Source organism: Streptomyces sp. NPDC049577 (assembly GCF_040675635.1).
Lineage (GTDB): Bacteria > Actinomycetota > Actinomycetes > Streptomycetales > Streptomycetaceae > Streptomyces.
This window is the reverse complement of sequence record NZ_JBFAPH010000067.1, coordinates 1-21,513: the sequence shown is the minus strand read 5'-3', so window position 1 is coordinate 21,513 and position 21,513 is coordinate 1. Positions and strand designations below refer to the sequence as shown.

Below are 21,513 nucleotides of genomic sequence, written 5' to 3'. Positions count from 1 at the left end.
CTCGGCGCGCAGGAAGCGGGCGAAGTCTCCCTGGGGCAGCAGGACGACCTGGCAGAACTGCTCGCGGCTCATGCCGAGCAGTTGCTCGATCTCCTTGCCGATCTCCTGGTGGGAGCGGCTGAGGGGCTTCCACGTGCCCTCGGCGGTGCGCTCGCGCAGGGTGCTGTACGCCTTCTCGCGGGTGTGGCCGGTGCCGCGCTTCTTGGGGCGGAGCTGTTCGGGGCGCCGGGTGATCTCCAGCCGGCGGCCGCCGACGGTGAGGTCGAGGACGACCTCGGTGGGCGTCCCGGGGTGGGCGTGGTCGCTGCGCAGGGCGAGCCCGCTGCCCTGGCGGGTGCCGGGGACGCCGCCGTAGAGGGCGTAGCACACGGCGTCGAGGACCGAGGTCTTGCCCGCACCGGTGGGGCCGTGCAGCAGGAACAGGCCGGCGGCGGAGAGCTCGTCGAAGTCGACGTGCTGGGTGGCGCCGAACGGCCCGAACGCGGTGACCGTGAGCCGGTGGAGCCTCACCGGGCCTCCTCGCGGGCGGTCTCGGTCAGCCGGACGGCGTCGAGGGCGGCGGTCAGCACGCTCCGCTCGGCGTCGTCCGGTCCGTGTCCACCGCGTACGTGTGCCACGAAGTCCTCGGCGATCTGCTGGTCGGTGCGGCCGCGCAGCCGCTGGGCGTAGGAGGCGAGGGGGTCCTCGGGGGCCCGGTCGGGCTCGAAGAGGAGGCTGACGGTGTGCGGGAAGCGCCGCGCGAGCCGCGCCATGGGCTCGGCGGGGCGGACGGGGTCGGTGAGGGTGGCCTCGACCCACGCCTCCTCGTGCCGGTCGAGCCGGGGGTCGGACAGCAGGTCCTCCAGCCGGCCCCGGAGCCGGGCGAGCGGGCGGGGCACGGGGCAGTCGACCCGCTCGGCGGTGAGCGCGCCGCCGGGGCCGAGGTCGGTCAGCCACACGGTCTTGCGGTGATCGGTCTCGGAGAAGGAGTAGGCGAGCGGGGAGCCGGAGTAGCGGACGCGCTCGGTGATGGTCTGGCAGCCGTGCAGATGACCGAGGGCGACGTAGTCGACACCGTCGAAGGTCTCGGGCGGCACGGCGGCGACCCCGCCGACGGTGATGTCGCGCTCGCTGTCGCTGGGGGCGCCGCCGGCGACGAAGGCGTGGGCGAGCACGACGGAGCGCGTGCCGGCGGGACGGGCGGCGAGGTCGGCCCGCACCCGCCGCATGGCGGCCTCCAGTACGGCCGCGTGCCCCGCGCCGGTGGCGCCCAGGCCGTCCCGGACGAGGGCGGGCTCGAGGTAGGGCAGACCGTAGAAGGCGACGTCGCCGTGCTCGTCGGCGAGGACGACGGGGGTGCCGCACTCGGCGGGGTCGGTGCGCAGATGTATCCCGGCGCGGCCGATGAGGCCGGCGCCCACGCCGAGGCGGCGGGCGGAGTCGTGGTTGCCGGAGATCATCACCGTGGGCACACCGAGGTCCGCGAGCCGGTGCAGCGCCTCGTCGAACAGCTCGACGGCGGCGAGCGGCGGCACGGCGCGGTCGTAGACGTCCCCGGCGACGAGCACGGCGTCGACCTGCCGCTCACGCACGGTCCGCACCAAGTGGTCGATGAACTCCCGCTGGGCGTCCAGCAGGCTCACCCGGTGGAAGGACCGCCCCAGGTGCCAGTCCGAAGTGTGCAGCAGTCGCATGGTCCACGACTGTATCCGGGGGGTCGGACAGCGCGTGCAGCCCCGCCCGGATCATCCGCTTCCGCGCGTTCCGGCAGCCTCACACGTCCCCGTACGCCTCTCCGCCGAGTTCGAGGACGGCCGTGCCGGCCGTGGTGTCGGCCAGCCAGGAGCGGAAGGCCGGCACGTCCGCCTCGGGGAGCGCGACCTCGATCCGTACGCCGGTTCCGTACGACACCTCGCGCACGGTCCGTCCGGTGGCGCGCAGTTCGTTCTCCAGCTTGCCGGCGCGCTGGTGGTCGACGGTGACGGTCGCCAGGCGGAAGCGGCGGCGGGTGACGGTGCCGAGGGTGTCGAGGGCCTCGCCGACGACGCCGCCGTAGGCGCGGATGAGGCCGCCGGCGCCGAGCTTGACGCCGCCGAAGTAGCGGGTGACGACGGCGACGACGTACCGCATCTCGCGGCGCACGAGCATCTGCAGCATCGGCACGCCCGCGGTGCCGCCCGGCTCGCCGTCGTCGCTGGCCTTCTGGACGGAGCCGTCGGCGCCGAGGACGTAGGCCCAGCAGTGGTGCCGGGCGGTGGGGTGCTCCTTGCGGACGCGCGCGAGGAAGGCCTGGGCCTCCTCCTCGGTCGCGGCGGGCGCGAGCGCGCAGATGAAGCGCGACTTGTTGATCTCGATCTCGTGCACGCCCTCGCGCGCGACCGTGCGGTACTCGTCCTGCATCAGGACAGCCTATGCGCTGCCCACGGCGGTCCCGCCCGGCGGGAATGGCGGGCGGGACCCGCTCGTTGAGCGGGCATGTACGCGGAACCGGGGATCATCCGGAAGATCATCGAGGGGACGGGCGACACCTGGGCGGTGGTCGGCCTGTCGAACAACCAGCAGCGCGCGGCGTACGGCGTCGCGGAGGTGCTGCGCCGGCACGGCAAGCGGGTCGTGCCCGTGCACCCCGCGGCCCAGGCCGTGCACGGGGAGCGGGGGTACGCCTCTCTGACCGACATCCCCTTCGACGTGGACGTGGTCGACGTGTTCGTCAGGTCCGAGCTGGCGGGCGCCGTGGCGGACGAGGCGGTGCGGATCGGCGCGAAGGCGGTCTGGTTCCAGCTGGGGGTGATCGACGAGGAGGCGTACGAGCGGACGCGCGCGGCGGGGCTGCTGATGGTGATGGACCGCTGCCCGGCGATCGAGCTGCCCCGGCTGCGCTGACCCGCGCGCCCGGGATCTCCCGGCCGGTGGCCCGTGCGCTAGCGTCACGTCATGATCATGACGCGCATGGGCCGCCCCGGGGACGCGGCCGAGATCGTGCGGCTGCGCCGGCTGATGTTCGCCGCCATGGACGGGCGGGACAGCCCCGGCCCCTGGGAGCGGGACGCCGAGGCGACGGCCCGCCGGCAGCTCGCGGCCGAGGAGCCGGTGCTCGGCGCCTTCGTCGTGGACGGCGATCCGGCCCTCGGCGGGCCGCATCTGGCCGCGTGCGCGGTGGGGCGCATCGAGGAGCGGCTGCCCGCGCCGGGGCATCCGGCGGGGCGCTTCGGGTTCGTCTTCACCGTCTGCACCGATCCCCGCTACCGGGGGCGGGGCTTCGCCCGGGCGACGACCGAGGCGCTGCTGGACTGGTTCGCGGCGCGGGACGTCACCCGGGTCGATCTGCACGCCACGGAGGACGCCGAGCACCTGTACCGCGGCCTGGGGTTCGCGGAGCACTCACTGGCGCTCTCCCTCGACCTCTCGCGGCGGCCGCGCCCGGCCTGACCCCCGCCCCGGCGCGACGGCCGTCAGTGGACGGGCGGGATGGCCACCGCCATCGTCATCTCGACCGCCTTCGTGCCGTCGTTGCGGTACGCGTGGGGCACGTTCGACTCGAAGGCGGCCGAGGTGCCGGCCGGCACGGTGAACTCCTCGCCGGCCACGACGAGCGTGAGCTCCCCGGCCGTCACCCGCAGCAGCTCCACCGTGCCGGGCGGGTGCGGGTCGGAGGAGCTGGCGTCGCCGGGCTCCAGGCGCCAGTCCCACAGCTCCACCGGGCCGCGCGCCTGGGTGCCGACGAGCAGCGTGTGATGGCTGCCGGCCTCGGTCGACCACATGCGCACCGCCTGCTCCGGCGGCACCAGCCGCACCCGCGCGCCCTGTTCGCGGTCCAGGAGGGTGGTGATGCTGACGCCGAGGGCGTCGGCGAGCTTGACCGTGGTGCCGACGCTGGGATTCGTACGGGCCTGCTCGATCTGGATGATCATTCCCCGGCTGACCCCCGAGCGGGCGGCCAGGGCATCGAGGGTGAGGTTCCGCTCGGCGCGCCAGCGCTTGAGGTTGCGGGCGAGGGAGTGGGTGAGCTGGTCGAGGTCCGTCACGGTCCATCCAATATATTGATGTCATAGTCCAGTGCACTGCACTACGGTGTGGTGGACTCCACCGTTCACCACACTGTACTGCGAGGTGCCTTCATGACTGCCGTCTTCGCCCTGGCCACCAGCCTGATGTGGGGGCTGGCCGACTTCGGCGGCGGGCTCCTCACGCGGCGCATCCCGGCCATGACCGTCGTGCTGGTCTCGCAGCTGCTGGCCGTGGTGGCGCTGGGCGCGATCGTCGTCGCGACCGGTGGCTGGTCCGAGGCGGGGCCGCAGCTGTGGTTCGCGGCGGCCGCGGGCGTCGTGGGGCCGGCGGCGATGCTGTGCTTCTACCGGGCGCTGGCCCTCGGGCCGATGGGCGTCGTCTCGCCGCTCGGCGCCCTCGGCGGGGTGGCGGTGCCGGTGGGCGTGGGCGTGGTCCTGGGCGAGCGGCCCGGGCTGCTGCAGTTCGCCGGCATCCTCGTCGCCGTGGCCGGAGTGGTCCTCGCGAGCGGCCCGGGGCTGGGCGGGGCGCCCGTCCAGCGGCAGACGCTCGTCCTCACCCTGGTCGCGGCCTTCGGCTTCGGCTCGGTGATGGCGCTGATCGCGGAGGCCTCGCACACCCTGACCGGGCTCTTCCTGGCCCTGTTCGTCCAGCGCCTGTGCAACGTGGCGGTCGGCGCCGGCAGCCTGTGGGTCTCCGCCCGGCGCGGCAACCCGGTGCTGCCGGCCGAGGGCTGGTCCGCGGTCCGCTCGGCGCTGCCCGCGCTCGCCTTCGTCGGTCTGGCGGACGTCGCCGCCAACGGCACCTATAACCTCGCGGCCCACAGCGGTCCGGTGACGGTGGCCGCCGTGCTCGCCTCGCTCTACCCGGTCGTGACCGCCCTCGCCGCGCGCGGCGTCCTGCGCGAACGGCTGCGCACGATCCAGGCCGCGGGCGCGGGCCTGGCCCTCGTCGGCACGGTCCTGCTGGCCACGGGCTGACGCCCGGCCGACGCCCAGGTGGCGCCGGCGGACTCCTGACGGGACGTCACCTCACCGGCGCCCGTCCCACCGGCAGCCGTCTCACCGGCAGTCATCCCGTCCACGGGCATCCCGTCAACGGCCGCCTCACCCCCGGCCATCTCACCGGCGGCCGCGAGCTGCTCGGCCGTGACCCCGTCGGGGACCGGCACCGGCGGCGGGGTCCGCAGCGGCGGCACCCAGCCGTCGGCCTCGTCCCAGCGCCGCACCACCCTGGCGGGCACCCCGGCGACCACGGCGTGATCGGGCACCTCGCCCCGTACGACCGCGCCGGCCGCGACCACGACGTTCCGGCCCAGCCGGGCGCCCGGGAGGATCACGGCGCCCGTGCCCAGCCAGCTGCCGGAGCCTATGGTGACGGGCTCGCTGCGCGGCCACTGCTTGCCGATGGGCAGCCGGGGGTCGTCGTAGGAGTGATTGTCGCTGGTGACATAGACGTACGGGCCGCAGTAGACGTCGTCGCCGAAGGTCACCGGCAGCGAGGCGATCACATGACTGCCCCGGCCGAGCACCACGCCGTTGCCCAGCCTCAGCACCGGGTCCGGGCCGAGGTCGAGGTCCGGCATCATGCCGGCCGTGAGGCTGACCTGCTCGCCGACGATGCAGTAGTCGCCCAGCTCGATCCAGCGCTCGCCGAACACCGTGCCCAGCGGGAACGCCAGCCGGGTGCCGGCGCCGACGGCCGCCTCGCCGTCGGGGTCCGTGCGGTAGACGATCGTGCGGGCGTCCACCAGATAGCTGACCGGGAGCAGTACGGGCTCGTCCCCGGCCGACAGCGCCAGCCGGCCGATGCCGTGCGTGCGGAGCCGCTCCCAGCACTCCCGCACGGCCAGCCGCATGAGCACGGGCCGTCGCCCCGGGGGCCCCTGCCCGGGCGGCGCGTCCGCACGGCCCTCGACGAGCTCCTCGTACGTCATGTCCAGCACAGCCGCCAGCCGCATCAGCCCGGCCGGGTCGAAGTCCCGCCCCAGCTCCTCCAGCCGGCGCAGATAGGGCAGGGACATCCCGGCCCGCATCGCCAGCTCCTCCTGGGTCAGCCCCATCTGGCGGCGCCGCAGCGAGGCGCGCTGCCCGATGCCGTCGGCGGGCGGGGAGTCACCGGCGGGACCGCCGGGGGACGGCGCGTCGCCCTGCATGGCCATCTGTGTCTCGCTCCTCGGGCGTTCGGATCCCCCTCCGTACGGTCCTCTCCAGGGGATCAGACGCGGCCGCATCCTGCCAGCGCACCGCACCGCACCGCACCGGACGGGCCGCGGCAAGGGCGCGGCGCGCCGGATCCGGCACGTCCGCCTGACGGCCCGTCATCACCGCTTACGCTCGCGCTGTGATCCATCTGACCGGGCTTCTCAAGCGCCTGGCGATCGGCCGGGCCATGCGCAGCGAGGAGCTGCACGAGACGCTGCTGCCCAAGCGGCTGGCCCTGCCGATCTTCGCGTCGGACCCCTTGTCGTCCGTGGCGTACGCCACCCAGGAGATCCTCCTGGTGCTCACCCTGGGCGGGCTGGCCTACCTGCACTTCACGCCCTGGATCGCGGCGGCGGTGGTGGCACTGATGACGGTGGTCGTGCTCTCGTACCGCCAAGTGGTGCACGCCTATCCGAGTGGCGGCGGCTCCTACGAGGTCGTCTCCGTCAATCTCGGCGCCTCGGCCGGGCTGGTGGTCGCCGCCTCGCTGCTGGTCGACTACGTGATGACGGTGGCGGTGTCGGTCGCCTCCGGGGTGGACAACACCATCTCGGCGGTGCCGGCGCTCGCCGGGTACCGGGTGCTGCTCGCGGTCGGCTTCGTCGCCCTGCTGACCGGCGCGAACCTGCGCGGGGTGCGCGAGTCCGGCCAGGCCTTCGCGGCGCCGACCTACCTGTTCATCGCCGGCGTGCTGATCATGGTCGTCACCGGGCTGCTGCGCTACTTCCTCGGTCACGCGCCGGTCTCCGAGAGCGCCGGCTTCGGCATCACCTCCGACCCGAGGGACGCCGGCCTGGCGGGCTTCGCCCTGATCATGCTGTGCCTGCGCGCGTTCTCCAGCGGCTGCACCGCTCTGACCGGCGTGGAGGCGATCTCCAACGGCGTACCGGCGTTCCGCAAGCCCAAGTCGCGCAACGCCGCGGCCACCATGGCCGTCATGGGCGCCATCGCGGTGGCGATGTTCGTCGGCGTGACCGCGCTCGCGCTGATCGCCAAGGTGCACATCACCGACGACTCCTGCCGGCTCACCGGGCTGCCCGGCGACTGCGGCGGGTACACCCAGCGCACGGTCATCGCCCAGCTGGCCGCCGCCGTCTTCGGCGGCGAGAGCAGCCCGGGCTTCTACTACGTCCAGGCGGCCACCGCCCTGGTGCTGATCCTGGCCGCGAACACCGCCTTCAACGGCTTCCCGCTGCTCGCCTCGATCCTGGCCCAGCACCGCTACCTGCCGCGCCAGCTGCACAACCGGGGCGACCGGCTCGCGTTCTCCAACGGCATCCTCGCCCTGGCCCTCGCCGCCGTCCTGCTGCTGTGGGCGTACCGGGCGGACGTCACCAGCCTCATCCACCTCTACATCCTGGGCGTGTTCACGTCCTTCACGCTCTCGCAGTCCGGCATGGTCCGGCACTGGAACCGCGTCCTGCGCGCCGAGCCCGATCCGGTGGTGCGCCGGAAGGGGCAGGCGGCCCGGGTCATCAACGCGGTCGGCGCCGTCGTCACCGGGCTGGTGCTGGTGATCGTGCTGGCCACGAAGTTCGTCCAGGGCGCCTGGCTGGCCGTGCTGGCCGCGGTCGTGCTGTGGACGGTGATGCGCGCCATCCACCGGCACTACGGGCGGGTCGCCGCCGAGCTGGCCGTGGCCGACCCCAACGCCGAACTCGTCAGCCCCTCCCGCGTGATCGCGATCGTGCTGGTCTCCACCATTCACAAACCGACGATCCGGGCCCTGGCCTACGCCCGCGCCTTCCGGCCGGACCACCTGGAGGCCCTCACCGTCTCCGTCGACCGGCAGGAGACCGCCGCCCTGCAACGGCAGTGGGGCGAGCTGGACACCGACATCCCGCTGAAGGTCCTCGACTCCCCGTACCGCGAGATCACCCGCCCCGTCGTCGAGTACGTGCGCTCCATCCACCGCGCCGGCCCCCGCGACGTCGTCGGGGTCTTCATCCCCGAGTACATCGTCGGCCGCTGGTGGGAGCATCTGCTGCACAACCAGTCGGCCCTCTGGCTCAAGAGCCGGCTGCTCTTCACGCCGGGCGTCATGGTCACCAGCGTCCCCTGGCAGCTGACGTCCTCCGCCCGCGCCGACCACCCGGCCCGGCGCGCCCCCGGCGCCACCCGCCGCGGCGAACCCGTGCGGTGACAAGGGGGGCGCGGTCCCGGCGTCCCGCCGGCTGGGCCGTCCGGGGGATTCCGCCGTGTCCGCGCGCCGGCGGGCGACCGCCCGGGCCGGCTGCCGCTACGTTGGGTCCCGCGGAGCGAGGTCATCGCCGCGGCACCAGGGTCCTCTGGTCGCCGCCGGTGGCCTCGCTCCTTCTCGTGCGGGCGCGCCCTACTTGAGGATCTTGGTGACCGTGCCGGCGCCGACGGTGCGGCCGCCCTCACGGATCGCGAACTTCAGGCCCTCCTCCATGGCGATCGGCTGGATCAGGGTGACCTTCATGCGGGTGTTGTCACCCGGCATCACCATCTCGGTGCCCTCGGGAAGTTCGACGACGCCCGTCACGTCCGTGGTCCGGAAGTAGAACTGAGGACGGTAGTTCTTGAAGAACGGCGTGTGCCGGCCGCCCTCCTCCTTGGAGAGGATGTACGCCTGCCCCTCGAACTCGGTGTGCGGGGTGACGGTGCCCGGCTTGATGATGCACTGGCCGCGCTCGACGTCCTCGCGCTTGATGCCGCGCAGCAGCAGGCCGACGTTCTCACCGGCCCGGCCCTCGTCCAGCAGCTTGCGGAACATCTCGATACCGGTGACCGTCGTCTTCACCTTCTCCGGGTGAATGCCGATGATCTCCACTTCCTGGTTGACGTTCAGCACGCCGCGCTCGATGCGGCCGGTCACGACGGTGCCGCGGCCGGTGATGGTGAAGACGTCCTCGATCGGCATGAGGAACGGCTTGTCGACGTCGCGCTTGGGCTCGGGGATGTATTCGTCGACGGCCTGCATCAGGTCGCGGACCGACTGGCCCCACTCCGCGTCGCCCTCCAGCGCCTTCAGCGCCGAGACCTTCACGACGGGGAGGTCGTCGCCGGGGAACTCGTACTCGCTCAGCAGCTCGCGGACCTCCATCTCGACGAGCTCCAGGATCTCCTCGTCGTCCACCATGTCGGTCTTGTTCAGGGCGACGACGATGTACGGGACGCCGACCTGACGGGCCAGCAGCACGTGCTCCTTGGTCTGCGGCATCGGGCCGTCGGTCGCGGCGACCACGAGGATCGCGCCGTCCATCTGGGCGGCACCGGTGATCATGTTCTTGACGTAGTCCGCGTGACCCGGGCAGTCGACGTGCGCGTAGTGCCGGGACTCGGTCTGGTACTCGACGTGCGCGATGGAGATGGTGATGCCGCGTTGTCTCTCCTCCGGCGCTTTGTCGATGTCCTCGAACGGCGTGAACGGGTTGAGGTCCGGGTGCGCGTCGTGCAGCACCTTCGTGATGGCCGCCGTCAGCGTGGTCTTGCCGTGGTCGATGTGACCGATGGTGCCGATGTTGACATGCGGCTTGGTCCGCTCGAACTTCGCCTTCGCCACTGTTGGTCCTCCTGTAGACCGGGCGGTACATCGGCAGCACCGATGCTCTTCCTGCCCAGAACTGTTCGATGGGGCGTGCACGGGGCGACCCTCGGGTGATTACGTTCCGTATCCACACCCATGCTCTGGGTCACCGTATCGCGAAAGAGGGGGCGGGAACGTTCTGGCGACCCCGTGCGGAGGCAGTGGAGATGTCCGTCCGGACCACGCCGCCGTACGCGCCGTGGTGCTCACGACCGTGCCTCCTCGCCGGTGCCGGGGAAGAGGCGCCCGTGGACGAGGTGCGCGATCCGGCCGAGCGTCAGACCCTCGCCGAGCAGCTCGGTGGGGGAGAGGCGCAGATCGAACTGCTCGCGGATGCGCACCAGCAGCTCCGCCCCCATCAGGGAGTCCAGACCGTGGTCCTCCAGCCGGCGGGCGGGATCCAGTTGCCCGGCGTCCATGTGCAGCACCCCCGCCAGCAGGCCGGCCAGCATCCCGGTCAGGGCCCGCTCGGCCTCCGCGGGCGGCAGGGCGGCGAGTTCCTCCAGCATGTCCGCCCGGCCGCGGCCCGTGCCGCCGGTGTCGTCGGGCAGCAGCGGACGGTACCGGGGCGTCTCCAGCACCGGCAGCAGCGCCCGGCCGCGCGCCCACCGGTAGCGGCCGATCCCGGCGACGGCCGTGCCCTTGGCCAGGACGGGCCCGGCGGCGGCGAACGCCTGACGCGGCGGCACCGGGCCGACCCCCAGCCGTTCGAGGGCCTCCTCCATGCCGTGCCGCGCCACATGGCCGGTCTCGGCGACCGCGCCCCAGGCGATGGCCGTCCCGGGGAGCCCCGCCGCCCGCCGGCCGCGCACCAGCGCCTCCAGATACGCGTTGCCGGCCGCGTACGGGGCCTGGTGGATGTTGCCGATGGACGCGCTGACCGAGGAATACATCAGGAACAGATCCAGCGGCCGGTCGCGGGTGAGCACGTCGAGCACGGCGCCGCCGGCCGTCTTGGGCGCCAGCACCGCGGCGCACCGCTCGTCGTCCAGCTCGGTCAGCGGGGCGTCGTCGATGTGCGCGGCGCAGTGCACGACCCCGCGCAGCGGGTGCCCCGTGGCGTCGATCTCCCCGACCACCCGGCGCACGGCCGCGGCGTCCGTGACGTCGGCGGCGTACGCGGTGGCGCGCACGCCCTGGGCCGCCAGCCGCGCCAGCAGGCCGGCCGCCTCGGGAGCCCGCTCGCCGCGCCGGCTCACCAGGGCCAGTTGCCGGGCGCCCAGTCCGGCGAGCCAGCCCGCCGTCGCGGCGCCGAAACCGCCGAGCCCGCCGGTGACGAGGTACGTGCCGGAGGAGTCCAGCCGGGGAGCCCCCGCCACGGACGTCACCGGCACGGCCTCGTCCAGCGGGTCGAAGGAGACGACGACCTTGCCGATGTGCCGCGAGTGCTGGAGCAGCCGGAACGCCTCCTCGACCCGTGCGGCCGGGTGGACGCTGTGCGGCAGCGGCCAGTACGTGCCCGCCCGCACCCGCTTGGCCACGTCGGCGAACAGGGCGTAGCCGAGGCGCGGGTCGGCCAGCAGGACGTTCAGGTCGACGCCGAAGAAGGCGAGATTGCGGTCGAACGGGCGCAGCGGCAGCGGCTTGTTCTCGTAGATGTCGCGCTTGCCCAGTTCGAGGAAGCGGCCGCCCGGCCGCAGCAGGTCGAGCCCGCGCGCCATGGCCTCGCCGGCCAGCGAGTTCACCACGATGTCGACACCCCGGCCGTCGGTCAGCTCCCGCACCCGGGGCGCGAACTCGAGGCTGCGCGAGTCCAGGACATGTTCGACGCCCAGGGCGCGCAGCCAGTCGCGCTTGGCGCCGGTGCCGGCCGTGGCGATGACGTGGGCGCCCCGGGCGCGGGCGTACTGCACCACCGCGAGTCCGACACCGTCGGCCCCGCCGTGCACCAGCACCGTCTCGTCCGGGGCCAGCCGGGCGAGGTGGTCCAGGCCGTAGTGCACGGTGGCGAAGACCACCGGGAGGGTGGCCGCCTCGGCGAAGCCCATCCCGGCCGGAACGCGGGCCAGCGCCCCGGCGGGGGTGACGGTGTGCGAGGCGAGCGCGGCGGGCGCCAGGCCGAACACCCGGTCGCCGGCCGCCCAGCGGGTCACGCCGGGCCCCACCTCGGTCACGACCCCCGCGCACTCCATGCCCAGGCCCCGCGCCCAGGGCGTGCCCTCGACGGCCTCCAGGGGCAGCAGCCCGTTGGCCCGCAGGGTGTCCCGGTAGTTGAGGCCCGCCGCCCGTACCGCGACGGCCACCTCCCCGGCCCCGGGCCGGGGCGGCGCGCACTCCTGCCAGCACAGCCGGTAGGACCGGCCGGGATCCCGCACGCGCAGCGCGAAGGAACGGGCCGCACCGCCGAGGGGCGCCCGGTCCGGCTCGGCCTCCGTCTCGCGCGGCACGAAGCGGCCCCCGCTGGTCAGCACGATCTCGTCCTCGTCGCAGGGCGCCAGCAGTTCGCAGGCCAGCCGGCGCGCGTCGGCCTCCGGCGCGACGGCGCGGTCCAGGCTGACGCGGCGGACGTCCATGCGCGGCTGCTCGTTGGCCAGCGAACGGCCCATGCCCCAGACGGCCGCGTCCCCGGCGAAGGCCGACCGCTCCGGGCCCGGCAGCAGCCCGCTCGGCCGGGTGACCAGCCACACCCGTGGCCGCACGCCCTCCGGCAACCGCAGACAGGCGGCCGTCACGGCGCGCAGCAGGGCCGCCCGGCGGGTGGTCTGTTCCGTGAGGGCGCCGGGCTCGTCGTGCGGTTCGCCGAACAGCACGGCGATCGTCGGGGGCGGGGCCGTGCCCGGGTCCGCCGCCGCGGTTTCGAGCAGCCGCGACCACGCGTCGGGTGCCGTTCCCGCGACGGTCGTCGTGACCGTGGCCGTACCACCCGCCGCTCCGGCGAGGCGGGCGTTCAGCGCCTGCGCCAGCGGGGTCTCGGCCCCGGTCTCGGCGGCGACGATCCAGGTGCCGCCGGGCCCGGCCGGCGGCAGCGGCGGCGCCTGCGCCGGCCGGCCGTCGGGGACGGCGGCGAACAGCACCGAATGGTCGTCCCGGGCGGGCGCCCGGTCGTCACCGGTCTGCACGACATCGGTGAAACCGCACTCCTCCAGCAGGCCCGGCCAGCGGTCGCGGGGCAGCAGCACCGAGTGCGGGCGCACGTCCCGGTCGGCGCGGCGCCAGAAGCTCTCCAGGGCGCCGAAGAGGGCGGCGAGCCGCTCGGGGTCGTGGGCCTCCACCGCCAGCAGCCGTCCACCGGGCGCCAGAAGGGAGCCGACGCGGCGCAGGGCGGCGCCGACGTCGTTCGCGGCGTGCAGGGCGTGACCGGCCACGACGAGGTCGAACCCGCCCTCGGGGAAGCCCTGCGGCCCCGGGTCGGCGTCCAGGTCGAGGGTGCGGAACTCGACGAAGTCGTACCCGGCGAACCGGTGCCGGGCCGGGGCGAAGGAGGCCGGGGAGACGTCGGTCCAGATGTAGCGGGCCCGTTCGGGCGGCAGGAGGGGCAGCAGCGCGGCCGTCGTGCCGCCCGTCCCGGCGCCGGCCTCCAGGACACGCAGCGGCCGGTCCCCGGGCCACCGCGCGACCAGCTCGCGCACCAGCGCCTGGAGGATCCGGTGGTGGAAACGGCTCACCGGCGCGATGTCGAAGAACTGCTGGTACGTCGGACCGTCGGTACCCAGCAGCTCCAGCGGGTCCCGGGCGCCTCGCAGGACGTCGCCCAGGTGCCGCGCCTGGCGGGCGAAGAGGGCCGACTCCGCGGCGAAGACCGGCAGTCCGGCCAGCAGTTTCCGCAGCCGGTCCGCCGGAGCGACCCCCTCGGCCGCCAGGTGCCACCGCTCCTCCGGCGCGGCGGACAGCAGCCCGTGCCGCTCCAGCAGAGGCAGCATCAGCTTGACCAGCCGCCGGTGCCGCGCCTGCAGACCGCCGGCGGTCAGGGCGGCCATGTCGAACGGCGCGCGCGGATCCGGCAGGAAGCCGGCCAGCGTCTCGGCCCACACGTGCGCCAGGCACTCCTTCGAGGCGCTCGCGAACCGCTCGTACGGCGTCTCGCGCCAGGCGGCCCGCAGGGCGTCGATCCGGCCGGCGGCGGCCGCCGCCACCTCGGACGGCGTGGGCAGCGGACAGGGCGGAGGAGGGCTGCCCGGGCGGGGCGCGGCCCGCAGGACCGTCTGCCGGCGCACGACCCGCGCGGATTCGTCCCCGCCCAGCCGGCGCAGCCGGCAGCCGTCGATCTCGACGGTCACGGAACCGTCGTCGTCGGCCATGGTGATGTCCAGGCAGACCTCCGCGTCCGTGCGGGAGCGCTCGCGCACGTGCACCAGGCCCGCCGGCGAGGGCGCGCGCCAGACGCGCACGGCGCCGAAGGAGGACGGCAGGAAGAGCGACCGGGGGCCGGACGCGTCGTCGCCCAGCAGCAGCGGCGCACCCGCCTGGAGCGCGCCGTCCAGCAGGGCCGGATGCACCTCGTACGAGGAGCCGCCGGCAGCCTCGTCGGCGTCGTGCCGGTAGGAGGCGAGCACCTCACCGTCCCCGACCCGCAGTCCGCGCAGCACCCGGAAGGCGGGCCCGCACCGCAGTCCGGCGTCCTCACACGCCCGGTAAAGCTCGGGCCCCTCTACGTCCAGGCCGCACCGGGCCCGTACCGCGCGGGCGTCCAGCGGCGCGGACGGCCGGCCGAGCAGGGTGCGGACGCGGGCGCGCAGATGCTCGCGGGGCTCGCCGGCGGCGCCGTCGGTGCTGGTGACGGTGACCACGCCGTCGTCCGGCGTCACTGCCACCTGGGTGCGCAGGGCGCCCGGATCCGGCCAGGGAACGGCCAGCGGCCGGTGGATGCGCGCGTGCTCCAGCTCGACGGGGCCGCCCAGCGCCCGCCGGCCGGCCGCCAGGGCCATCTCGACGTAGCCCGTGGCCGGCATGACGACGCTGCCGGCCACCTGATGGTCGCCCAGCCAGCGCACCAGCACCGGCTCGACGGGCCCCGACCACAACGGGTGCGGGGCCGGCAGGCGCTCACCCAGCAGGGGATGGTCCACGACCCCGTCGCCCCCGGTGCGCATCACCCAGCTCTGCGGCGCGCCCGACCAGTGGCGTTCCCGCTGCCACGGATACGCCGGCAGGTCCACCACCCGGCCCGGCCGGGGGAAGTGGCGGGACGTCTCCACCTGACCGCCCGCCGCCAGGACGCCCGCGACCGCGCCCGCCACGGCCGTGACGCCGTCGGCCTCCCGGCGCAGCGTCGACAGGCAGACGCCCGCCGCGGCGGGCGCGCGGGAGGCGAGGGCGCGCCGCAGGTACGGGCGCAGCACCGGATGCGGGCCGATCTCCAGGAGGATCCCGGCACCCGCCTCCAGCACCTGCGCGGCCGCCTCCGCGAACCGCACGGGTTCGCGCACATTGCGCCACCAGTAGCCGGCGGTCAGCTCCTCGCCGCCGACGGGCGCCCCGGTGACGGTGGAGACCATCGGCAGCCGGGACGGTGCCGGGACGAGCCCGGACAGCGCCTTGGCCAGCGGCTCGCGCAGGACGTCCATGGCACGGCTGTGGAAGGCATGGTCGAGGCCGAGATCGCGGAAGAAGACCTGGCGGGCCGTCAGCTCCGCGCCGAGCGCCGCGAGGGCGGCCGGGTCGCCGGCCACGGTCACGTCCCGGTCGCTGTTGATCCCGGCGATCTCCAGCAGGCCCGGGTACCGGGCGAGTTCCCGCCGCGCCTCGTCCTCCGGCAGACCGGCGGCGGCCATCCGCCCGCCGCCGGCGGTGACCGCCTGCGCGCGGCTGCGCTCGGTGACGACCCGGGCGGCGGCGTCGAGGCCCAGGGCCCCGGCGGTGTGGGCCGCGGCGATCTCGCCGACGCCGTGTCCGAACACCGTCGCGGGCCGTACGCCGCGATCGGCCAGCAGGGCGACCAGCCCGAGCTGCACGGCGAACAGCAGGGGCTGGGCGATCTCGGTGCGGTCGGCGTGGGCCCGTTCGCCCGTGTCCAGCCGCTTGGCCACCGACCAGCCGAGGTAGGGGGCCAGGGCCGCGTCCGCCTCGTCGACGGCCGCCCGGAACACCGGCTCACGGACCATCAGGTCGGCGGCCATGCCGGGCCACTGGGAGCCGTTGCCGGAGAACACGAACGCCACCGTGCCCCCGTCGCGCGCCCGGCCGACGGCCCCGGCGCGCGGCGCGGAGCCCGCCGCGGGAGCGGCCACCGTGCTCTCGGGGAACAGCCGCCGGAGCTCGGAGGCCGCCTCCGGCGGACCGCCGGCGATCACGACGGCGCGGTGCGGGTGTGTACTGCGCCGCAGCGTGGCGGTGTGCGCCAGGTCGTAGAACTCCTCGGGCCCGGCCTCCGCCAGCCGGTCCGCGACCCGCAGCGCCAGCTCGCGCAGTGCCCCGGCCGACCGGGCGGACACCACGACCGGCAGCGGCCGGCCGCGCTCCGGGCGGTCCCCGGCGGGCGGGGGCGCGGGAGCGGGTGGGCCGGTGAGGACGACATGGGCGTTGGCACCGCCGAAGCCGAAGGAGTTCACGCCCACCGCGGAGCGCTCGGTGAGGGCGAGCGGGCGGGGCTCGACGGTGGGCGCCAGGTTCAGCCCCGCGAAGTCGATGTCCGGGTGGAGCGGTGCGGCGTGCAGGGTCGCCGGGGCCCGGCCGTGCCGCAGGACGAGCAGGGCCTTGAACAGCCCGGCCATGCCGGACGCCGGCTCCAGATGACCGAGGTTGGACTTCACCGAACCGATCGGCAGGGCCCCGCCCGTCCGGCGCCGCCCGAGGGCCTCGCCGACGGCACGGGCCTCGACCGGATCACCCGCGGGGGTGCCGGTGCCGTGGGCCTCGAAGTACACCAGGTCGTCCGGCAGCACGCCCGCCCGCTCGTAGACCGCGCGCAGCAGATCCTCCTGCGCCTGTGCGCTGGGCAGCGCCAGGCCCTGCGTGCGGCCGTCGCAGTTGGTGCCCGTGCCGGCGATGACCGCGTGGATCCGGTCGCCGTCGGCCAGTGCGTCGGCCAGGCGCTTGAGCACGACGACGCCCCCGCCCTCGGCCCGTACGAAACCGTCGGCCCCGGCGGAGAACGCCGCGCAGCGCCCGCGCCGCGACAGCATGCCCGCCTGCGAGAACCCCACGTAGTTCTGCGGGCTGATCAGCAGATTGACGCCGCCGGCCAGCGCGGTCCGGCCGCCGCCCTCCCACAGATGACGGCAGGCCCGGTCCACCGCCACCAGCGAGGAGGAACAGGCGGTGTCGATCGTCATGCTCGGCCCGCGCAGATCGAAGAAGTGCGACAACCGGTTCGCCCCGATGGACGGCACCCCGCCGGACACGGTGTACGGATTCACGGTCCGCGACAGCGAGAGCTGCAGGGTGATGTACGAATGGTCGGACACGCCGACGAAGACACCGGTGTCCGAACCGGCCAGCCCGGCGGCGGGAATCCCGGCGTCGTCCAGCGCCTCCACCGCCATTTCCAGCAACAGCCGCTGCTGCGGGTCCATGTGCTCCGCCTCGCGCGGGGAGATGCCGAAGTACGCCGCGTCGAACCCGGCGATGTCGGAGAGGAAGCCGCCGGCCGCCGTATGGCTCTTGCCGCGCCGGGGCGCCTCGGAATCGACGAACATCCGCGCGTCGAAGCGGTCCGCGGGTACCGGGCCGATCAGATCGCGGCGCTCCTCCAGCACCGCCCAGAGCGCCGGCAGGTCTGTGATGCCACCGGGGAGCCGGCAGCCCGCTCCCACCACGGCGATGGCGCGATCGTTGTCCGAAGTGCTGAGCCGGCCCACGGGCATGGCCTTCCGTCGAGAGGGAGTCGGGGTGGGTAACCTACGGCGACCGCATGGGCCACCAATGCGTACACACCGTGATATTCCGGAATTCACGGTCATACGCCGCCATCCGGATACGGTGGGGTCATGCAGCCCCCGTTCCGCGCCCGCCTCGCGGGCATCGCCGTCACGCTTCCCGCGCGGTACCGGACCGTGGAGCAGACCCGCGAGGGCATCGCGGCGGCCGGCAGCCGCTTCGTGCCGCCGCCCGGCATGCTGGAGGACCTCCTCGGCGTCCGCGGCGTGCACGTGCGGGACGAGGGCGAACAGGCCTCGGACCTCGCCGCCGCCGCGGCCGTCAAGGCGCTCGCCGGGGCCGGCACCACCGCCGGGGACGTCGACCTGCTGCTGTTCGCCTCCGGCTCCCAGGACATGATCGAGCCCGCCACCGCGCACATCGTGGCCGCGAAACTCGGCGCCCGCTGCCCGGTGTTCGACGTCCGGAACGCCTGCAACAGCCTGCTCGACGCCCTTGACGTGGCCGCCCTCTTCATCGAGACCGGCCGGCACCGCAGCGTCCTCGTCACCTGTGGCGAGACCCTCACCATGACCACCCGCTGGCACGTGCCCGACCAGCAGGCGTTCCTGCGGGCCCTGCCCGGCTACGCCCTCTCCGACGCCGGCGCCGCGCTCCTGCTCACCGCCGGCCCGGCGGGCGAGCACGACCCGGGCCTGCTCACCGTGGTCACCGGCGCCGACTCCACCGCCTGGGAGGCGTGCACCGTCGCCGCCGGGGGCTCCCGGCACTTCCGCCCGGCCGACGACGAGCCCACCTATATGCGGCTGGGCGACGACGCCATGCGCGACGCCGTCCTGCAACTGGCCCCCCGGGCGCTCGCCGGCGCCCACCGTGAGCTCGGCCAGGCCCGCACCAGCGCCTTCATGGCCCTGCAACAGGCGACGCTCCGCCAGTTCGAGGAAGTGCGCGACGCACTCGGCCTGCCCGCCGACCGCACCCTGCCGGTCGTCGCCGAACACGGCAACACCGCCTCGGCCTCACTGCCCCTGCAACTCGTCCGTGCGATCGAGAGCGATCGTGTCGAGCCGGGCGACCTCGTGGCCCTGTTCGGCATGGGCAGCGGACTCAGCGCCGGACTGGCCCTGCTCCGGCTCTGACGCGGCTTCGCGCGAGTGGGGACGGGGTAGCCATCACCAGCATTCACCGCATGTCCGGAGGGCACCGCGCCATGACCACCACCGCACCCGCCGCCACCCCCGCCCCGCCGCTCGTTCCCGTGCCCGGGCCGCGCAGCCTGCCCCTGCTCGGCAACCTGCCGGCCTTCGGCAGGGACCCCCTCGCCTTCCTGGTCCGCCTCCGCGACGACCACGGCGACGCCGTGACCTGGTCCCTGGGCCCCCGCCGCAGCCTGTTCCTCTTCCACCCCCGGCACATCGCCGAGCTCCTCGGCGCCGTCGAGTCCGACTACGACATCCTCGACATCGGCTGGGCCTTCCGGCAGGTCGTCGGCCACAGCCTCATCCTCAGCAAGGGTGCCGAGTGGCGCCGCAAGCGGTCCCTGGTCCAGCCCACCGTCCGGCCCCGCCAGGTGCGCGTGTACGCCGAGACCATGGTCGACTGCGCACGGACGGCCGCGGACGACTGGCAGGACGGCGAACGGATCGACGTACAGCGGGAGATGCAGCTCATCACCCAGCGGATCGTGCTGCGCACCCTGTTCGGCAACGACCTCGGCGAGCAGGCCCGCGCCCTCGGCGACGCGATGGGCGTGGCCCAGCAGGAGATCGGCGAGGAGGTGCGCGGCCTCGGCATCCTCCTGCCCTCCTGGGTGCGCACCCCCGCCCGGCGACGGATGCTCGAAGCCGTCGCCACCCTCGACGCCGAGGTCCACCGGCTGATCCGGGCCCGGCAGGCCGCCGGCGCCGCCGCGGACCGCGACGACCTGCTCAGCCGTCTGCTGGCCGCCCGCGACGAGCAGGGCCGGCCCCTGACGGCCAAGGAGGTCCGGGACGAGGCCGTGACGCTCTGGGCCGCCGGCCACGAGACCACCTCCACGGCCCTGACCTGGATCTTTCATCTGCTGTCCGGCTCCCCGGCCGCCCGGGCCCGGCTCGACGCGGAACTCGACCGGGTGCTCGGCGGCCGGCCGCCCGCCTTCGAGGACTACGAACACCTCACCTGGACCCAGCAGATCGTCAAGGAGGCCCTGCGGCTGTATCCGCCCGCCTGGCTGATCGCCGGCGTGGCCCGTGAGGGCGCCACCCTGGGCGGCACGCCCGTCCGCGCCGGCACGATCGTCTGGTGCAGCCAGTGGACCACCCACCGCGACCCCCGCTGGTTCCGTGACCCCGCCTCCTTCCGCCCCGAACGCTGGGACCCCGACGCCCCCGACCCCATTCCCGACCACGCCTGGTTCCCCTTCGGCGGCGGCCAGCGCACCTGCCTGGGCGCCAGGTTCGCCCTCGTCGAGGCCGCCCTGGTGCTCGCCACCCTGGCCCAGCGCCACCACCTGGACATCACCCCGGCCGACGTCGTCCCCCGCCCCGGCCTCCTGATCCAGCCCGCCGGCCCGCTCACCGCCACCCTCCGCCGCCGCACCCCGGGAGGCACGGCATGAGCAGCGACGCGATCCCGGCGCCGGGCAGACCGCCGGCCGCCCCGCCGATCCGCAAGATCGCCGTCGAGGAGCACTTCGGGCACCCGGCGGGCATGCAGAGCACCCACGGCGAACTGGACCTGGAGAAACAGGCCCACACCGAGGGCCTGGTCGCGGACACCCTGAGCTTCCTGTGGAGCCGTCTCACCGACTTCGAGGTACGGCTGCGGCGCATGGACGACGCCGGGATCGACATGGCGCTCCTGTCGCTCACCACCCCGGGCGTCCAGGCCATCCCCGACCGCGCCCAGGCGGTCGCCGTCGCCCGGGACATCAACGACTACCTCGCCGAACAGGTCGTCGCCCGGTGGCCGGACCGCTTCGCGGGCTTCGCCACCGTCCCGCTCCAGGACCCGGAAGCGGCGGTGGCGGAGACCGAACGGGCGGTACGCGACCTCGGTTTCAAGGGCGTCCTCGTCAACGGCTACAGCGACACCGGCGACCCCGAGACCGCCGAGTACCTCGACCTGCCGAAGTTCCGGCCCTTCTGGGAGGCCACCGCCGCGCTCGGCGTCCCCGTCTACCTCCACCCGAGGGCCGCCCTGCGCCGGGACCCCTACCAGGGCCACCCGGAACTCGTCGGCGCCACCTGGGGCTACGGCCCCGAGACGGCCACCCACGCGCTGCGCCTGGTCTACAGCGGGCTCTTCGACCGCGTCCCGAAGGCCACCGTCATCCTCGGGCGCCTGGGGGAGACCCTGCCGTCCCACGCCTGGCGCGTCCAGCACTGCTTCGAGTTCAACCCCTTCGACAAGCGCCCGGAACGCCGGCTCCAGGACTACCTGGCCGACAACTTCTACGTCACCACCAGCGGCAACCACAGCGACGTCGCGCTGCTGTCCGCCCTGCTCGCGCTCGGCTCGGACCGCATCCTGTTCTCCGCCGACTACCCCTACGAGCAGATGGACCACGGGGCACGCTGGATCGAGCACACCCAGATCAGTGAGTCCGACCGCCGCAAGATCTGCCACGGCAACGCCGAGCGGCTCTTCGGCCTGACGGCCGGCGCCCGTGCGGGCGGATGAGAGCACCGACCCCAGGGAGCACCGGATGACGACCCGCCAGGAGCCTCCCGGCACCACGCGCGACCCGGCGGACGCCGGCCCCGGCACGGCCGTCGCCGTCGCCCGCGACTTCTGGGACCGGCTTCCCTTCGACGTCCGCGCACCGGACTTCCACGCCGACCCCTACCCCTTCTACGAGTCCCTGCGCGGCGACGGCGGCGACCCGGTGGTGCGCCTGCCCGACGGGGTGCTCGTCGTCACCGGCCACCACGCCTGCCTCGCCGTGCTCGGCGACGAGCGCTTCGGGTTCGGCGCGCTGAACACCGGGGCCCAGTCGTTCCTGATGACCGACCCGCCGGAGCACCGGCGGCTGCGCAC

The 21,513-nt window shown here is 74.5% G+C and carries 13 protein-coding genes and 3 pseudogenes; 8 read left to right on the top strand and 8 right to left on the bottom strand.

The window, feature by feature from the left end; translation table 11 throughout:
- From AB0K09_RS10945 to AB0K09_RS10935, 3 genes are all read right to left on the bottom strand, one after another.
- Positions 1–510: SMC family ATPase (locus tag AB0K09_RS10945; protein WP_366065008.1), on the bottom strand; the 510-nt coding region annotated here is incomplete at its 3' end.
- The gene (locus tag AB0K09_RS10940) at positions 507–1,673 is read right to left on the bottom strand and encodes an exonuclease SbcCD subunit D (protein WP_366065007.1); all 1,167 of its coding nucleotides are present in this window, start codon (positions 1,671–1,673) and stop codon (positions 507–509) included. The genes AB0K09_RS10940 and AB0K09_RS10945, both read right to left, overlap by 4 nt.
- A gap of 79 nt (positions 1,674–1,752) precedes the next feature.
- Positions 1,753–2,379, bottom strand: coding sequence for a YigZ family protein (locus AB0K09_RS10935; protein ID WP_366065006.1), 627 nt, complete (start codon positions 2,377–2,379; stop codon positions 1,753–1,755).
- Positions 2,380–2,454: 75 nt separating this feature from the next.
- Here AB0K09_RS10935 and AB0K09_RS10930 point away from each other — a divergent pair, with 75 nt between their 5' ends.
- Positions 2,455–2,862 carry a CoA-binding protein gene (locus tag AB0K09_RS10930; protein WP_366065005.1) on the top strand — a complete coding sequence of 136 codons (408 nt, stop codon included), beginning with the start codon at positions 2,455–2,457 and terminating at the stop codon, positions 2,860–2,862.
- A gap of 51 nt (positions 2,863–2,913) precedes the next feature.
- Positions 2,914–3,408 (top strand): GNAT family N-acetyltransferase, encoded by a 495-nt coding sequence (locus tag AB0K09_RS10925; RefSeq protein ID WP_366065004.1) that lies wholly within the window; start codon positions 2,914–2,916, stop codon positions 3,406–3,408.
- A gap of 23 nt (positions 3,409–3,431) precedes the next feature.
- Here AB0K09_RS10925 and AB0K09_RS10920 read toward each other — a convergent pair whose 3' ends face one another.
- Entirely contained in the window at positions 3,432–4,004 is a 573-nt protein-coding gene (locus AB0K09_RS10920; RefSeq protein WP_366065003.1) for an XRE family transcriptional regulator, read from the bottom strand.
- 93 nt (positions 4,005–4,097) lie between these two features.
- Here AB0K09_RS10920 and AB0K09_RS10915 point away from each other — a divergent pair, with 93 nt between their 5' ends.
- A complete protein-coding gene (locus AB0K09_RS10915; RefSeq protein ID WP_366065002.1) occupies positions 4,098–4,964 on the top strand; it encodes an EamA family transporter in 867 nt (288 codons plus the stop codon).
- Positions 4,965–5,101: 137 nt separating this feature from the next.
- On the opposite strand, the pseudogene AB0K09_RS10910 reads toward AB0K09_RS10915, so the two are convergent.
- Both AB0K09_RS10910 and AB0K09_RS10905 read right to left on the bottom strand, forming a co-directional pair.
- A pseudogene (locus AB0K09_RS10910) lies at positions 5,102–5,737 on the bottom strand (acyltransferase); the annotation flags it as partial.
- A gap of 6 nt (positions 5,738–5,743) precedes the next feature.
- Positions 5,744–6,046 (bottom strand): annotated as a pseudogene (locus tag AB0K09_RS10905) (helix-turn-helix domain-containing protein); the annotation flags it as partial.
- Between the two features lie 281 nt (positions 6,047–6,327).
- Here AB0K09_RS10905 and AB0K09_RS10900 point away from each other — a divergent pair.
- The gene (locus tag AB0K09_RS10900) at positions 6,328–8,331 is read left to right on the top strand and encodes an APC family permease (protein ID WP_366065001.1); all 2,004 of its coding nucleotides are present in this window, start codon (positions 6,328–6,330) and stop codon (positions 8,329–8,331) included.
- 189 nt (positions 8,332–8,520) lie between these two features.
- Here AB0K09_RS10900 and tuf read toward each other — a convergent pair whose 3' ends face one another.
- Entirely contained in the window at positions 8,521–9,714 is a 1,194-nt protein-coding gene (gene tuf, locus AB0K09_RS10895) for an elongation factor Tu (protein WP_366065000.1), read from the bottom strand.
- A 230-nt stretch (positions 9,715–9,944) separates the two neighbouring features.
- Positions 9,945–17,480 (bottom strand): SDR family NAD(P)-dependent oxidoreductase, encoded by a 7,536-nt coding sequence (locus tag AB0K09_RS10890; protein ID WP_366064999.1) that lies wholly within the window; start codon positions 17,478–17,480, stop codon positions 9,945–9,947.
- A 123-nt stretch (positions 17,481–17,603) separates the two neighbouring features.
- Here AB0K09_RS10890 and AB0K09_RS10885 point away from each other — a divergent pair, with 123 nt between their 5' ends.
- The 4 genes and pseudogenes from AB0K09_RS10885 to AB0K09_RS10870 form a co-directional block, all read left to right on the top strand.
- Positions 17,604–18,632 carry a 3-oxoacyl-[acyl-carrier-protein] synthase III C-terminal domain-containing protein gene (locus tag AB0K09_RS10885; protein WP_366064998.1) on the top strand — a complete coding sequence of 343 codons (1,029 nt, stop codon included), beginning with the start codon at positions 17,604–17,606 and terminating at the stop codon, positions 18,630–18,632.
- A 71-nt stretch (positions 18,633–18,703) separates the two neighbouring features.
- Positions 18,704–20,092, top strand: coding sequence for a cytochrome P450 (locus tag AB0K09_RS10880; protein ID WP_366065009.1), 1,389 nt, complete (start codon positions 18,704–18,706; stop codon positions 20,090–20,092).
- Positions 20,089–21,156 carry an amidohydrolase family protein gene (locus AB0K09_RS10875; RefSeq protein ID WP_366064997.1) on the top strand — a complete coding sequence of 356 codons (1,068 nt, stop codon included), beginning with the start codon at positions 20,089–20,091 and terminating at the stop codon, positions 21,154–21,156. Before AB0K09_RS10880 ends, AB0K09_RS10875 begins: the two co-directional genes overlap by 4 nt.
- Before the next feature lie 25 nt (positions 21,157–21,181).
- A pseudogene (locus tag AB0K09_RS10870) lies at positions 21,182–21,513 on the top strand (hypothetical protein); the annotation flags it as partial.